The sequence below is a fragment of the Hoeflea sp. 108 genome (genome assembly GCF_000372965.1).
In the GTDB taxonomy this organism is placed as follows: Bacteria; Pseudomonadota; Alphaproteobacteria; order Rhizobiales; family Rhizobiaceae; genus Aminobacter.
On the sequence record NZ_KB890024.1, the window covers coordinates 4,311,201 to 4,325,230 of the forward strand.

Consider the following 14,030-nt stretch of genomic DNA (forward strand, 5'->3'; position numbering starts at 1 on the left):
AGGAAGTGGTTACTTCTTCAGAATGGCGTCGGCCTTGGCCGCGGCCTCCTTCAGCGTCGCCTCGGGTTCACCCTGGCCGAGATAGACCTTCTGCACGGCATCGGACGTGATCTGGGCGATCTCTTCCCAGCCGGGGATGACGGGTGCGAAACGCGCGTCGGGCAGAAGTGCGGTGAAGGCGGCGAGATCGGCATTGTTGACGTAGTAGTCCATCTTCGCCTCTTCTTTGTTTACCGGCAGGAAGCCTTCGCCCTGGGTGAACTTGGCGCGCCAGTCGGTCTGGAACAGGAAGTCGAGCAGCTTCCAGGCCTCGTCCTTGTTCTTCGAGTTCTTGAACATGATGATCGAGTCGGTCACGCCATAGGTGCCGCGCGCGCCCGTCGGGCCGGCCGGGATCGGCGCCACGCCATATTTCAGGTTCGGCGCCTCTTCCTTGATCTGGTTGGACAGGAACGGTGCGGTGATCATCATGCCGACCTTGCCCTGCTTGAACAGGTTCTGCACGTCTTCACGCGCATAGGAGGTCACGCCCGGCTGCGTCAGGCCTTCATCGATCAGCGACTTGTAGAGCTTGGCCGCCTCGATGGCGCCCGGATTGTCGAGGCCCGACGAGCCGTCCTTGTCGAGGATCTCGGCGCCCTGCGACCACATCGCGTAGTAATAATAGACGTCGGTCTCGATTTCCTTGCCCTGCAGTCCATAGCCGTAGTTCTCGCCGCCGAGCGCCTTGATCTCGGCTGCCGCGTCCTTGAGTTCGGCCCAGGTCGCCGGCGGGTTGGCAACGCCTGCCTTCTCCAGCAGTTCCTTGTTGTAATACATGGCGCGCGCCGAGGCAGCGATCGGCAGACCATAAGTCTTGCCGTCCATGATCGACGGCGACAGGAAGGTGTCGATGAAGCGGCCCTTGAACTCGGGCGTGATGAAACCGTCGAGCGGCTCGGCCACGTCCTGCTGGACGAAGTCGATCAGCCAGCGCGTGCCGATGATCGACAGATCCGCATTGGTGCCCGCGGTGATATCTGTGGTCAGCTTCTGCAGCAGCACGTCCCACGGCACCACCTCGAACTTGACGTCGATGCCCGGATTGGCAGCCTCGAAGGCCTTTTCGACCTCCTGGAAATAGGGGCCGGTCTTGGAGCTGTACTCCGCGACCGTCACCCGGACTTCGCCGGCATTCGCCTGGGCCGCCAGCGCCAGCACGCTCAACCCGGCCAGAAGGCCGGCCTTCCACTTCGAAATCGCCATTTCGGTGTTCCCTTCTCCGCGGGCGGCGTGCCCGGCTCCTCAAGCGCTTTTTTGCGCCATTTGATTAAGTGACTTTCTTACATTATCCGTGATTTTCGGCATATCAAGCAAATTTCTTTGTTGCTTAATTACATTTTCGCCCATAGTCCTGAAGCAAGAAAGCGGCCAAGATCGCTGTGGGAGCAGAGTGGTGAGTGACGAACGCGACTTCGGGGGAAAATCCGTATTGATCACCGGTGCTGGCGGCGGCCTGGGCCGCGCGCTGGTAGCCATCTTTGCCGCGCGTGGCGCGCGGCTGATCGGCTGCGACCAGTCGATTGAGGCGATGGACGGGCTGGATCTCGCCGCCCGGCACGCCTTCAATCTGCTCGACCTCGGCAGCGTTGAACCTGCGGCGCACCGGCTGGTGGCGACGGACGGCCTGCCCGACATCATCATCAACAATGCCGGCTGGACGCGCGCCGAAACCATGCCGACGCTCGACAGCGGCCGCATCGAAGCCGAGATCGACCTGAACCTCACCGGCGTCATGGCCTTCTCCAACCTGCTGCTGAAGCCGATGGTGGCGCGCGGCTCGGGCGCTTTCGTCTTCATCTCGTCGGTCAACGCGCTGGCGCATCTCGGCAACCCCGCCTATGCAGCGGCCAAGTCCGGCATCAACGCCTTCTCGCGCGCCATCGCGGTCGAGCACGGTCGCCAGGGCATCCGCTCGAATGTCGTCTGCCCCGGCTCTATCCGCACGCCGGCCTGGGACCACCGGCTCGAAAAGGACCCGACGGTGCTGGGCAAGCTGCAGCGGCTCTATCCGCTCGGTCGCATCGTCAACGCGCTGGAAGTGGCGGAGGCCGTTGCCTTCCTCGCCTCGCCGCGCGCCTCCGGCATCACCGGCACGGTGCTGCCGGTTGATGCCGGACTGACCGCCGGCTACCTGCCCTTCATCGACGACATCCTCGGAGCATGAGCAGATGACCGACGTCGCCTTCCGCCATCTGTCCAAGTCCTTCGGCCAGCACGCGGTGCTGGAAGACATCAATCTCGATATTTCAAGCGGCGAATTCGTCGTTCTGGTCGGCCCCTCCGGCTGCGGCAAGTCCACCTTGCTCAGGATGCTCGCCGGGCTCGAGCCGATCAGCGACGGCGATCTGCTGATCGGCGGCGTGCGCGCCAACGAGTTGCCGCCGCAAAAGCGCAACATCGCCATGGTGTTCCAGTCCTACGCGCTGTTCCCACATCTGACTGCTGCCGAAAACATTGCCTTCGGCCCCAAGATCCGTGGCGAGAACGCAAGCGCGATCGACAAGAAGATCAAGGACGCGGCTGGCGTGCTCAACCTGCACGCCTATCTCGACCGCTATCCCCGCCAACTCTCCGGCGGCCAGCGCCAGCGCGTCGCCATGGGCCGCGCCATCGTGCGCGAGCCATCGGTGTTCCTGTTTGACGAACCGCTCAGCAATCTTGACGCCCAGTTGCGCGTACAGATGCGTACCGAGATCAAGGCGCTGCATCAGCGCTTGAAATCCACGGTCGTTTACGTGACACACGACCAGATCGAGGCCATGACCATGGCCGACCGCATCGTCGTCATGAACCAGGGGAAGATCCAGCAGGTGGGCGCGCCGCTCGAACTCTACGACAGACCGGCCAACAAGTTCGTGGCAAGCTTCATCGGTTCGCCGTCGATGAGTTTTGTCTCCGGCAACCTGTCTGCGTCGGGCGCGCATTTCGAGACGGCGGACGGGGAAAAGCTGTCGCTGAACGGCGGCCGCGGCTCGTCCTTCGGCGGGCCGGTCGAGGCCGGCGTCCGGCCCGAGCATTTTATCGTTGGCGATGCGCCCGGCGGCCTCACCATCCGGGTTGCGGTGGTCGAGCCAACCGGCTCCGAAACCCATGTCTACGGCTCGGTCGGCAACGAACAGGTGCGCGCCGTCTTCCGCGACCGCGTCGCCGTTCGCCCCGGCGAGGCGCTGCCCGTCAGCGTCGAACCGAAAAACATCCACCTCTTCGACAAGGCAACCGGCCTGCCCATATGAGCAACATCGCCGACATCATCACCCGGCTTCAGGTCATGGCGCAGGACGGCTCCAAGTCCGACAGGCGCCTGGCCAGCCTGGTACTGTCGGATCTCGACTTCGCCTCCAAGGCCGCCATCTCCGAAATCGCCGCCCGCGTCGGCGTCAGCGAACCGACGGTGACGCGCTTCTGCCGAAACCTCGGCTGCGATGGCGTGCGCGACTTCAAGTTCTTCCTGGCCCAGGCCATCGCCATCGGCGGCCAGTATCTCAAGCCCGAACCGCTGAACCGCGACGTCAGGGAGCAGCGCATCGCCTCTGCCGTCACCGAGGCGGCAATAACGGCGATCCAGCGCGCCTCGGACAATCTCGACATGGCAACGCTGGTTTCCGTCGCCGAGCGCATCTCCGCTTCGGGCAACGTGCTCTGCCTCGGCTCGGGCGGCATCTCCTCGATGATGGCGACGGAATTGCAGAACCGGCTGTTCCGGCTTGGCATCTCGGTCGTCGCCCAGGTCGACGGCCAGCTGCAGCGCATGTATGCGGCGGTCGCAACGCCGGAGACCACCGTCGTCGCCTTCTCCGTCTCCGGCCATGCCAGATCGGTGGTCGATGCCGTCCAGGTTGCCCGGCAATATGGCGCCCATACGGTGGCAATCACCGTGCCGTCGTCGGCACTGGCCAAGGTGGCCGACACCGTCATTCCCTTCCAGCCCATCGAGGATGGCAACATCTACAAGCCGACCTCGTCGCGCTTCGCCCTGCTCGCCATCCTCGACATGATAGCGACCGCCACCGCCGAGACCCGCGAAACCAAGGTTCTCGAAGGCCTGCGCCGCATCAAGCAAAGCCTCAACACGCTGAAGGTCGACGACCCGAGGCTGCCTCTAGGTGATTGAATGAACCCCAAGCAGAACCCCTTCCCCAACGATGCCGACCGCGCCCAGATCTGGGAGATGCTGGTCGAGCGCGACATCGCAGCCTTTGTCGGGCAGGACTGGTCGATGGTCGCTAGCGACTTCGACGAGAACCGCTTCCTCGGCATCCATGCCCACAACTCGGCCAATCCCGACGACTGGAACGCCGCATTCCCGGCACTCTCCATCTATCGCGACGAGTGGCTGTGTCAGGCAGCTGAAACGGCGGCCACCGAATTTGCCGAACCGCTTGCCGACGGCATTTTCCGCGCCACGCGCCTGACCGATATCGACATCAATGGCGACGTCGCCGTCGCCCGCAAGAAGTTCGACGGCACCATCCGCCGCGCCGACGGCAGCGACGACGTGCTGAACTGGCAGACGCTCTACTTCTGTCGCAAGGCGGACGACCGCTGGAAGATCACCGGCTTCGTCGGCTACATGAAGTACAAATAGCCTTCGCCCCCGCTCGAACTCTCCAAAGGCGCCTCTCCGGGCGCCTTTTTTGTCTTCCAAGACGCCAGCTGTGCAAGGCAGAAAGTTTGATCTTGCAACCTTTGCGCTTGACTGCAAGATATCTTGCATCTTAAGAGTCTCATGCAAAATGGATGCAAGATCATGACACTGCTGGATCGCATCAAGAGCAATTCGAGCCGTCTCACCGAGGCCGATCAGCGGCTTGTCTCGGCCCTGCTCGAAAACGCCGCCGAAGCGGCCTTCCTGTCGAGCGCCCGGCTCGCCGAGCGCGCCAGCGTGCACGAGGCAGCCACCACCCGCCTGGCCCAGAAGCTCGGCTACAAGGGTTATCCCGAACTGCGTGGACAGCTGCAGCGCGAGCTGGTGGCGACCCAGGACGCGGCCGAGCGCATGCGTCGTTCCATAGCCAAGGTCGAGCATGGCGACTTCCTGCTCGATCTGATCGGCAGCGAGATCGCGGCGCTCGAAAATCTCCGTCTGGCCGTCGACCAGCAGGCCATCGACCGTGCCGCAGATATGATCGTCGACGCCAAGCGTATCTTCCTGTTCGGCCAGGGCCACGCCCAGTCGATCACCCAGTTCCTGCGTCGCCGCCTCGACCGTTTCGGCATGACCACCATCGTGCTGGAAGGCCGCGGTCGCGACATCGCCGAGCGCGTCGTCGGCATGCAGAAGGACGATCTCGTGCTGGCGCTGGCCTTCCGCAAGCAGCCGACGAGTTATGCGCCGCTGATCGAACACTGCCATGCCCAGGGCGCCAGGGCGATGCTGGTCACCGATCTTGCCGGGTCGATGATGCAGCCCGAGGCCGACCTCGTGCTGGCCGCTCCGCGCGGCCGTTCGGGCAGCGAATTCCAGACGCCGACGGTGCCATTCGCCATCGTCAACGCGATCCTGCTCACCATTGCCGGCCGGCACCAGAACCGCGTCATGGGCGCCCTCGAGCGCCTGTCCGGACTGTTCGAAGAATTCGATTGAGAAAACCTGGGAGGGAAAACATGCTCAGATCGATAAAATGGGCGCTCGTCGCCGCGGCAGCAGCACTGCCGCTCGCCGCGCACGCCGCAGAACTCGACAAGATGACCGCGGCCGAATTGCTGCCGCTGGCGCAGAAGGAGGGCAAGGTCACCGTCTTCTCGCTGTCCAGCCGCATCGCCAAGGTCGAAAAGGCCTTTGAGGAAGCCTATCCCGGCATCGATCTCGTCGGCATCGACATGAGTTCGGTCAAGCAGATCGCCCGCGTCGTCGCCGAGCAGGAGGCCGGCGTCAACGCCGTCGACGTGCTCTATATTGCCGACACGCCTGTCGTGTACGAGGACCTGGTCAAGACCAAACGCGTTACAGCCTACATCCCGCCGCGTGTATCGGCCGAACTGGCCGACGAACTCAAGACGCCGCTGCTCACCCAGCGCCTGTCGACCAAGGTGCTGATGTACAACGAGGCGGCCAACCCGAACGGCGCCCCGGTCAAGAACCTCTGGCAGCTGACCACGCCCGAGTGGAAAGGCCGCGTGCTGATGGTCGACCCGCTGCAGCGCGGCGAACTGCTCGACCTGCTGGTCGAGTTCTCGCTCCGCCCCGATGAAATGGCCAAGGCCTACGAGGCCCAGTTCGGCAAGCCGATCGCGGTCGACAACGACCTCAAGGGCGCGGGCGAACAATACATCCGCGACCTCTTCGCCAACGACCTCATCCTCGTGCCCAACTCCGACGCCATCAACAAGGCGATCGGCGACAAGACGGCCAAGAACCCGCCGGTCGGCTTCGCCACCTACTCCGACCGCCGCGACAACGAGAAGGAAGGCTGGGCCCTGCAGGTTGCCAACAACGTCGAACCCTCGAACGGCATCCTCTTCCCGGCCGTGCTGGCGCTAGTCGAGAAGGCGCCGAGCCCAGCTGCGGCCCGCCTGCTGATCGACTTCATGATGGGCGACGACTCCGCCACCGGCGGGCCGGCCTTCGAACCCTTCAACGTTGCCGGCGACTATGCCGTGCGGCCGTCGATCAAGGACAATGCCGACTCCGTCCCGCTCAAGGACCTGAAAGCCTGGCGCATCGATCCGGTGAAGACCGCGGCCGCCCGCAAGCGCATCGCCGACCTGGTGCTGACGCTGCAATAGCAGCGGCCGGACCGGCGCGCCCCGAGGGGAGGCGCCGGTCCGTTCGGCCGGCGCTGTCAGCGCCGCTTCGCCCCGCAGATCCGCCAAGAAAGTTCGTCATGTCCGCCGCAGCAACTTCCACGTTGTCTCGGAGAGGCCTCCTGCGCTCCGAGACGCTCGTCCCGATCATTCTCATTCTGATCGTTTCCGTCCTGGTCGTGGCCCCGCTGGTCAAGATCATCCTGTCCACCCTCACCGTCGATGGCCGCGAGGCCTGGCAGGCGGTGCTTGCCTCGAAGATGTCCGAGAACCTGTGGTGGCGCCCGCTGTGGAACACCATCCTGCTTGGCGTCGGCGTCGCCGCCGGCTGCATCCTGATGGGCGGCTTTCTCGCCTGGCTGGTGGTGCTGACCGACGTGCCGGCACCCAGGACGCTGGGCCTGCTCGCCACCCTGCCCTTCATGATCCCGAGCTTCGCCGCGGCCCTTGCCTGGGGCGCTCTCTTCCGCAACAGCCGCCTCGGCGGTTCAGTCGGCTTCTTCGAGGCCAATGGCTGGATGGTGCCGGATTGGCTGGCCTGGGGACTGGTGCCGACGCTGATCGTGCTCACCGCCCATTATTACTCGCTCGCCTTCACCGTCATCTCCGCAGCCCTCAGTTCGGTCGGCGCCGACCTCGTCGAGGCGGCACAGGTTGCCGGCGCAAAGCGCTCGCGCATCTTCTTCGGCATCATCTTGCCTGTCGTCACCCCCGCACTGATCGCGGCGGCGTCACTGACCTTCGCAGGTGCCGTCTCCAACTTCGCAGCCCCCGCTTTGCTCGGCCTGCCGGTCAGGATGCAGACGCTGTCAACTCGCCTGTTCGGCATGATCGAGACCGGCCAGACCGAACGCGGCTTCGTCATCGCCCTGCTGCTGATCGTCGTCTCCGCCTCATTCCTCTGGCTTGGCGAGCGGTTGGTCGCCGGCCGCAAGAACTACGTCACAGTCACCGGCAAGGGCGGCCGCACCAAGCGCTTCCCGCTCGGCAAATGGCGCTGGCCGCTGTTTGCGGTTGCCGTGCTGATGTGCGCGCTCACCACCTTCGTGCCGGCGATCGTTCTCACCGCCTCGAGCTTCGCGCTCCAGAACGGCTCGCTGTTTTCCAACTGGACGACACATTTCTGGATCGGCGAAGGCGGCACCGACATGGCCCAGGGCCAGGCAGGCATCTTCCGCAATCCGGTGCTGATCGATGCCTTGTGGATGACCCTCAAGCTGGCGGTCACGGTCGCGATCACCACCATGGCGCTCGGCCTGGCGCTGGCCCACACCATCGCCCGCAACAAGGGCAGCGTGCTCGCCACCGTCCTCGGCCAGGTGTCGTTCACGCCGATCCTGATCCCTTCGATCGCCTTCGCCGCAGCCTACATCGCGCTGTTCGGCGCCCCCATCGGGCCGCTGCCGTCGCTCTACGGCACCTTCCTTTTGCTGGTGCTTGCGGCTTCCGCCCACCTGCTTCCCTATGCAGTGCAATCGGGCCGCTCGGTGCTCGGCCAGATCTCGGCCGACATCGAGGAAAGTGCGAGGTTGACCGGCGCCGGCTTCTTCCGCCGCATGGGCGTCATCATCATGCCGCTCGCCATCCGCGGTCTGCTCGCCGGTGCGCTGCTGGTTTTCGTCAAGATCGTCCGCGACCTGTCGCTGGTGGTGCTCTTGTTCACCTCGACCTCGCCGGTGCTCAGCATGCTCGCCTACCGCTATGCGGCCGAAGGCTTCATGCAGTTCGCCAACGCCATCACCATGGTCATCCTCGTCCTCTGCGTCGTCGCCACTCTCCTGGCGCACCGCCTGCAGAACCGCGTCCAGAAGTGGAAATCCGCATGAGCCCCGCCAACGGCAATCCCGCCGCGATAGCGATCCGCAACGTCAGCAAACGCTTCGGCAATTTCACCGCCGTTGACAATGTCGACATCTCGGTGCCGCAAGGCGCGTTCCTCGTGCTGGTCGGCCCGTCCGGCTGCGGCAAGTCCACCCTGCTGCGCATGCTCGCCGGGCTGGAGACGCCCAGCGACGGCGAAATGGCCTTCATGGGCCGCACCGTCTCGGATGGCACGCGCGGCCTCGTTGCTGACGCCGGCGCCCGCGATGCCGGCCTGGTCTTCCAGAGCTACGCGCTGTGGCCGCATATGACGGTTGCCGGCAACATCGAGTGGCCGCTCAAGGTCGCCAAATGGAGCAAGGCCGACCGCGCCAGCCGTGTCGACGAAGTGCTCGGCCTGCTCGGAATTTCGGCTCTGAAGGAACGCTACCCAGCCGAGATTTCAGGCGGCCAGCAGCAGCGCGTCGCCATCGCCCGCACCATCGGCCCGAAGCCCAGCATCCTTTTGTTCGACGAGCCTTTGTCCAATCTCGACGCCAAGCTGCGAATCGAAATGCGCAGCGAACTGATGCGTATCCACCGGGCAACGGGGGCGACATCGGTCTACGTCACCCATGACCAGGTCGAGGCGATGACGATGGCGAGCCATGTCGCCGTCCTCAACAATGGCCGGGTCGAGCAGTTCGGCACCCCGCTGGAGCTGCTGCAGGATCCCCGCACCACCTTCGTCGCCACCTTTCTCGGCACGCCGCCCGCCAACCTGATCGAGGTGTCGAGCGACGGCGACGGGCTGGTCTATGACGGGCTGAAGCTGGCAAGCGCGGCGCATGCGCAAGCCCGACGCGAGGTCCAGCTTCTCTACCGCGCCCACGACATCACCGTCGGCGAGGTGCCGGGACGGCCATCGATTTCGGCACGTTTCGAGGAAGCAGCCCCCATTGCCGGGCGCACCATGGTGACCGCCTTCTCTGGAGGCCGTCGTCTCACGGCAATGGCCGACGGCTATTTCAGCGCCGACAGCGGCGCCCCTATCCGCCTCAGCTTCCTCGGCGAGCCGAGCGCGGTCTTTGCGATGACTGGTGAAAGGATCGACTGATGAGACTGATTATGGTGCGCCACGGCGAGACCACCTGGAACGCCGAGCACCGGCTCCAGGGCCACGACAACGCGCCGCTGTCCGAGCGCGGCATCAGGCAGGTCCAGCGCTTTGCCGCCTTCGCCAGAACGATGGCCCCCGACCGCATCGTGGTTTCCGATCTCGGTCGCACCCGCCAGACCGCCAGCCTGCTCGGCTATGGCGATGCACCGCTCGATCCTCGCCTGCGCGAGATCGACATGGGCGAATGGACGGGCCGCATCAAGCATGAGCTCGAAGCCGAACGCCCGCATGAATATCTCGCCTGGAGGGCGGGCACATTCACCCCCGACAGGGGCGAGCCCTGGGCGGATTTCTGTGCCCGCATCGTCGAGGGCCTGCGCGACTGCCTGAAGAAGTGCAGCGGCGACACGCTCGCCATCGTCCATGGAGGTGTCATCCGCGCCGCCTGCCATTCGTTTCTTGGGCTGCCGCCATCGCGGGTCGTGCCGGTGACGCCGGGCACCGCGACCATACTCAGCTTCGATGGGCCGGACGCCTCCGCAGCCCGCCTCGAAGCCTACAACATCGCCGCCGTCACGCCCGACTTCGACGCGCCAGACTGACATCGGCCAGAGCTGACTGGGCCCAAAAACAAGGCGGCTTCCATGGTCCCCCAGGAAAGCCGCTAGTTACCCCCTCCAGGGAGACAAAAATCTAGATGAGTTAAAACCGTCGTCTGCAGTTCAGGTGGCAATATGCGTCCGATGAAAATACTCGCCAGGCGCCACCGGCAATAACCCGCCCTCGGGCTTGCGCCCCTGGGCAAGGTCAGGATGTGTGGCTGGACCCCGACGACAGACGACACTTCGTAGTGAAACGCAGCGTCGTCCATACGGACTATTAGCACCCCTAATCATAAGCATCGCTTAAAAAACACCCCGATCCACAAGAGATGGCCGGGGTGTTTTCAACTCTGCCCTGGAGGATCGCGCCTATTGCTTGGCCGCGGCTTCCAGATAGGCGATCACGTTGGCGATGTCGGTGTCGTCCTTAAGACCGGCAAAGGCCATCTTGTTGCCAGGCACCTTTTCCTTCGGCGCCTTGAGGTAAGCGGCAATATTGGCCTCGTCCCAGACGAGGCCAGCGGCACCGGCTTTCTTCATCGCGTCGGAATATTTGGCTTCGAAGCTGGGCAGCGTGCCTGCGGTGCGCCCAATCACGCCGTGCAGCGAGGGACCGACCTTGTCCTTGTCGGTCGCGGCCTCGTGGCAGGCCATACATTTGGTGAAGACCTTCTTGCCCGCATCAGCGTCACCGGCTGCGTGGGTCGAGGTGGCTGTGAAAAAAGAAACTGCAACGAGAGCCGGTAAGGCTAGCGCCGTCCTTTTCATGGCTTTCTCCCTGATCGGTCGGCGCACGGCGTCGACACACGCGATACTAGAACCGTTCGCGTCGCCGCACCATGGGCCATTCTGCTGCCGGTTTTGGGGCCATCCCCGGCAGGGGCGACAAATCGTCTCAGGCAGGTTATGGTGCTGACGGTGCAGGTCGCGGTTTGGCGTGACCAGTCATGCTGGACGGCAGCACCACCACAAGCCGCGACCGATACCGGACCCGTTCTCGGAGGAATGTTCATGGCAAATTTCCATGTCTATGCAGCAGGCACCGGCAGTGACGTCCAACACCCGACCATACGCCGCATCGGCGTGTCCGACGTGCTCGACGCACTCCGGCTCGGATTTGAAGACTTTTGGGACAAACCCTCGCATTACGTGTTTTTGGGTCTGATTTACCCGATCGTCGGGGTCGTCCTGATCACCTGGACCTCCGGCGGCAACGCATTGCAGTTGATTTACCCTCTGATGACCGGCTTCGCCTTGCTGGGCCCCATCGCAGCCATTGGCCTCTACGAGATCAGCCGAAGACGCGAACTCAATCTCGACACCTCCTGGTGGCATGCCCTCGAGGTCAGGAATTCGCCCGCTATGCCGGCAATCGTGGTGGTCGGCATCATGCTGATGGCGCTCTTCGTCGTCTGGATCGTGACCGCCCATACGCTCTACGCCCGCGTCTACGATGACGCCGTCCCGCTGTCGATCGGCGCCTTCGTCAGCGACGTGCTGACCACCCAGCGTGGCTGGACGCTGATCATCCTCGGCAATCTGATCGGGCTGCTTTTTGCACTCATCGCCCTCAGCACGACAGTGGTCGCCTTCCCGCTGCTGCTCGACCGTGACATCGGCGCCTATGCGGCCATCGAGACGTCGGCGCGCGCGATCATGGCAAACCCGGTGCCGATGCTGTTCTGGGGCCTGATCGTGGCGGTGGCACTTCTCATCGGCTCGTTGCCGCTGCTGGTCGGCCTGGCCATCGTGCTGCCGGTGCTCGGCCACGCGACCTGGCACCTCTATCGCAAGGTCATCGAACCGGCTCCGGCACCCGTGCCCGTCAAGGCCGCAAGGTCGCGCAAGCGCAGCAACTGACGTCTGACACTGCCCCTCTGAAATACTGCTGCCGCCCCGATGGGGCGGCAGCAGGTGCCATCAATCCAACCAGAGGGTCTCCGCTTTCCCTCGAAGGCGGAACCGCGTGTTTCTTGAGTTCCGAGCGGGAAAAAACGCTGTGCGCTTTTCCCGGAATTGCTCTAGGCCGGATGGCTGAACCTTGCGACCCGCGCGCCCTGAAGCAGGTTACGGAAGTCACCGCCGGTGACATGAACCAGCGTCCTGTGATCACCGGCCTCGAAATACACGTCGCCTTCCGGGCCGAAGCTTTCGTCGAGGATGACGGGCACGTCATAGGCGGCGCCAACTGGTGGCACGGCACCAATGTCGCAGTCGTTGAACAGCTGGCCGACCTCGTCTTCCGAAGCAAGGCCGAGCCTCTTGTCGATCACGTCCTGCAACGTGTTCAGCTCGACCCTATGGCTGCTCGGCACGACGGCCAGCGCATAACCCATCTCGTGGTGCAGCAGCACCGATTTGGCGAGCCTTCTGCCTGGAATATGCGCCGCCTGCGCCGACTGGCTGCTGGTCGAGGTGCGATGATGGGCGACGGTATCGTAGTGGATGCCTTTGCCCGCGAGGTAGTCCTGGAGTTTTCGAGCGATCGTCATCGTTGGCGCCTTTCTGGTTGACGGTGGCGACGCATCGGAGAACGAGACGATCCATTCTCCTCCCATCATTTCGCCTGTCAACGAAGAACGCTGAGCGTCCCGACTACTGGTGCCCCACGCCGAAGGACAGCACCCGGATCAGTTCGGTGTAGCGCGACTCGACCACCATGATCGCGACGAACACCAGGATCGCCAGCGGCGGCACAATGATGGCGTAGACCAGCGCCAACCGCTCCCAGGCCATGTGCATGAAGATCGCGACGATCAGGCCGGCCTTGAGCAGCATGAAGGAGATGATCAGGCCCCAGCGAAGCAGCCCCTGGAGCTGGAAGTAGTCGACCGCATAAGAGCAGGCGCTGAGCACGAAAAGCCAGCCCCAGACGACGAGATAAAGCTTGATCGGATGCTGCTGGCCCACTGCATGGCCAGTGACGGGCGCCGCTGCCGCTTCGCCATGCAGCCCATGATCCTGTGCGTCCACCTGTGCCATCGCTCGCCTCACCAGAGATAGAAGAATGCGAAGATGAAGACCCACACCAGGTCGACGAAGTGCCAGTAGAGCCCCATGATCTCGACGCTCTCATACTGGCCCCGCCTGCTGGTGAAAAAGCCCCGCGCCCCTGTCTCGTAGTCCCCGCGCCATACCTTTCGCGCCGTGATCAGCAAGAAGATCACGCCGATGGTGACATGGGTGCCGTGGAACCCGGTGATCATGAAGAAGGACGAGCCGAACTGCGCCGCTCCCCAGGGGTTCTCCCAGGGACGCACGCCCTCAGTGATCAGCTTGGTCCATTCGAACGCCTGCATGCCGACAAAGGTTGCGCCAAGGGCGGCGGTCAACAACATCAGGATCGCCGTCTTCTTGCGGTCGCGCCGGTAGCCGAAATTAACCGCCATCGCCATCGTGCCCGACGACGAGATCAGCACGAAGGTCATGATGGCGATCAAGAGCAGCGGCACGTCGCTGCCGCCTATATGTAGCGAAAACACCTCGGCCGGATTGGGCCAAGGTATGGTCGTCGACATGCGCGCGGTCATGTAGGCGAGCAGGAAGCAGCCGAAGATGAAGGTGTCGCTGAGCAGGAAGATCCACATCATGGCCTTCCCCCAGGAGACGTTCTTGAACGCCCTCTGGTCGGACGACCAATCCGCGACGAAGCCCCGCGCGCCGCCCGGCCGCGGCGCGGTGTGGTCGGCGTGTCCGAGCGTGGTCTCAGTCATCCTTTCCTC

The 14,030-nt window shown here is 63.9% G+C and carries 15 protein-coding genes; 10 read left to right on the plus strand and 5 right to left on the minus strand.

What is annotated here, in order from left to right:
- Positions 1 to 9: 9 nt before the first annotated feature.
- Complete coding sequence (locus B015_RS0121350; RefSeq protein ID WP_018429773.1) at positions 10 to 1,245, minus strand: sugar ABC transporter substrate-binding protein; 1,236 nt, start codon at positions 1,243 to 1,245, stop codon at positions 10 to 12.
- Positions 1,246 to 1,435: 190 nt separating this feature from the next.
- Between B015_RS0121350 and B015_RS0121355 the strand changes: the two genes are divergently transcribed.
- The 9 genes from B015_RS0121355 (at position 1,436) to B015_RS0121395 (ending at position 10,308) form a co-directional block, all read left to right on the plus strand.
- Positions 1,436 to 2,206: an SDR family oxidoreductase gene (locus B015_RS0121355; protein ID WP_026227565.1), complete on the plus strand. Its 771-nt coding sequence runs from the start codon at positions 1,436 to 1,438 to the stop codon at positions 2,204 to 2,206.
- Between the two features lie 4 nt (positions 2,207 to 2,210).
- Positions 2,211 to 3,275 (plus strand): sn-glycerol-3-phosphate ABC transporter ATP-binding protein UgpC, encoded by a 1,065-nt coding sequence (gene ugpC, locus B015_RS0121360; protein ID WP_018429775.1) that lies wholly within the window; start codon positions 2,211 to 2,213, stop codon positions 3,273 to 3,275.
- Positions 3,272 to 4,153, plus strand: coding sequence for a MurR/RpiR family transcriptional regulator (locus tag B015_RS0121365; RefSeq protein WP_018429776.1), 882 nt, complete (start codon positions 3,272 to 3,274; stop codon positions 4,151 to 4,153). Before ugpC ends, B015_RS0121365 begins: the two co-directional genes overlap by 4 nt.
- Positions 4,154 to 4,627, plus strand: a complete 474-nt coding sequence (locus B015_RS0121370) for a hypothetical protein (RefSeq protein WP_018429777.1) — start codon at positions 4,154 to 4,156, stop codon at positions 4,625 to 4,627.
- Positions 4,628 to 4,789: 162 nt separating this feature from the next.
- Positions 4,790 to 5,626, plus strand: a complete 837-nt coding sequence (locus tag B015_RS0121375) for a MurR/RpiR family transcriptional regulator (protein WP_157632802.1) — start codon at positions 4,790 to 4,792, stop codon at positions 5,624 to 5,626.
- Positions 5,627 to 5,646: 20 nt separating this feature from the next.
- Positions 5,647 to 6,768 carry an ABC transporter substrate-binding protein gene (locus tag B015_RS0121380; protein WP_018429779.1) on the plus strand — a complete coding sequence of 374 codons (1,122 nt, stop codon included), beginning with the start codon at positions 5,647 to 5,649 and terminating at the stop codon, positions 6,766 to 6,768.
- A gap of 98 nt (positions 6,769 to 6,866) precedes the next feature.
- Entirely contained in the window at positions 6,867 to 8,612 is a 1,746-nt protein-coding gene (locus B015_RS0121385; RefSeq protein ID WP_051091921.1) for an iron ABC transporter permease, read from the plus strand.
- Entirely contained in the window at positions 8,609 to 9,703 is a 1,095-nt protein-coding gene (locus B015_RS31365; protein WP_018429781.1) for an ABC transporter ATP-binding protein, read from the plus strand. Before B015_RS0121385 ends, B015_RS31365 begins: the two co-directional genes overlap by 4 nt.
- Positions 9,703 to 10,308, plus strand: coding sequence for a histidine phosphatase family protein (locus B015_RS0121395; protein ID WP_018429782.1), 606 nt, complete (start codon positions 9,703 to 9,705; stop codon positions 10,306 to 10,308). Before B015_RS31365 ends, B015_RS0121395 begins: the two co-directional genes overlap by 1 nt.
- A gap of 369 nt (positions 10,309 to 10,677) precedes the next feature.
- Here B015_RS0121395 and B015_RS0121400 read toward each other — a convergent pair whose 3' ends face one another.
- A complete protein-coding gene (locus B015_RS0121400; RefSeq protein ID WP_026227567.1) occupies positions 10,678 to 11,076 on the minus strand; it encodes a cytochrome c family protein in 399 nt (132 codons plus the stop codon).
- Between the two features lie 243 nt (positions 11,077 to 11,319).
- On the opposite strand from B015_RS0121400, the gene B015_RS0121405 reads away from it, so the two are divergent.
- A complete protein-coding gene (locus tag B015_RS0121405) occupies positions 11,320 to 12,168 on the plus strand; it encodes a DUF2189 domain-containing protein (protein ID WP_051091987.1) in 849 nt (282 codons plus the stop codon).
- 161 nt (positions 12,169 to 12,329) lie between these two features.
- Here B015_RS0121405 and B015_RS0121410 read toward each other — a convergent pair whose 3' ends face one another.
- From B015_RS0121410 to B015_RS0121420, 3 genes are all read right to left on the minus strand, one after another.
- Positions 12,330 to 12,800: an aminoacyl-tRNA deacylase gene (locus B015_RS0121410; RefSeq protein WP_018429785.1), complete on the minus strand. Its 471-nt coding sequence runs from the start codon at positions 12,798 to 12,800 to the stop codon at positions 12,330 to 12,332.
- Between the two features lie 103 nt (positions 12,801 to 12,903).
- Entirely contained in the window at positions 12,904 to 13,290 is a 387-nt protein-coding gene (locus tag B015_RS0121415; protein ID WP_018429786.1) for a cytochrome C oxidase subunit IV family protein, read from the minus strand.
- Positions 13,291 to 13,298: 8 nt separating this feature from the next.
- Positions 13,299 to 14,021 (minus strand): heme-copper oxidase subunit III family protein, encoded by a 723-nt coding sequence (locus B015_RS0121420; RefSeq protein ID WP_018429787.1) that lies wholly within the window; start codon positions 14,019 to 14,021, stop codon positions 13,299 to 13,301.
- Positions 14,022 to 14,030: the final 9 nt, after the last annotated feature.

Bases quoted from the DNA above. Each gene is read 5' to 3' on its own strand.
- B015_RS0121350 (WP_018429773.1), bottom strand. From the start codon at position 1,245: ATGGCGATTTCGAAGTGGAAGGCCGGCCTTCTGGCCGGGTTGAGCGTG.
- ugpC (WP_018429775.1), top strand. From the start codon at position 2,211: ATGACCGACGTCGCCTTCCGCCATCTGTCCAAGTCCTTCGGCCAGCAC.
- B015_RS0121365 (WP_018429776.1), top strand. From the start codon at position 3,272: ATGAGCAACATCGCCGACATCATCACCCGGCTTCAGGTCATGGCGCAG.
- B015_RS0121370 (WP_018429777.1), top strand. From the start codon at position 4,154: ATGAACCCCAAGCAGAACCCCTTCCCCAACGATGCCGACCGCGCCCAG.
- B015_RS0121375 (WP_157632802.1), top strand. From the start codon at position 4,790: ATGACACTGCTGGATCGCATCAAGAGCAATTCGAGCCGTCTCACCGAG.
- B015_RS0121380 (WP_018429779.1), top strand. From the start codon at position 5,647: ATGCTCAGATCGATAAAATGGGCGCTCGTCGCCGCGGCAGCAGCACTG.
- B015_RS0121385 (WP_051091921.1), top strand. From the start codon at position 6,867: ATGTCCGCCGCAGCAACTTCCACGTTGTCTCGGAGAGGCCTCCTGCGC.
- B015_RS31365 (WP_018429781.1), top strand. From the start codon at position 8,609: ATGAGCCCCGCCAACGGCAATCCCGCCGCGATAGCGATCCGCAACGTC.
- B015_RS0121395 (WP_018429782.1), top strand. From the start codon at position 9,703: ATGAGACTGATTATGGTGCGCCACGGCGAGACCACCTGGAACGCCGAG.
- B015_RS0121400 (WP_026227567.1), bottom strand. From the start codon at position 11,076: ATGAAAAGGACGGCGCTAGCCTTACCGGCTCTCGTTGCAGTTTCTTTT.
- B015_RS0121405 (WP_051091987.1), top strand. From the start codon at position 11,320: ATGGCAAATTTCCATGTCTATGCAGCAGGCACCGGCAGTGACGTCCAA.
- B015_RS0121410 (WP_018429785.1), bottom strand. From the start codon at position 12,800: ATGACGATCGCTCGAAAACTCCAGGACTACCTCGCGGGCAAAGGCATC.
- B015_RS0121415 (WP_018429786.1), bottom strand. From the start codon at position 13,290: ATGGCACAGGTGGACGCACAGGATCATGGGCTGCATGGCGAAGCGGCA.
- B015_RS0121420 (WP_018429787.1), bottom strand. From the start codon at position 14,021: ATGACTGAGACCACGCTCGGACACGCCGACCACACCGCGCCGCGGCCG.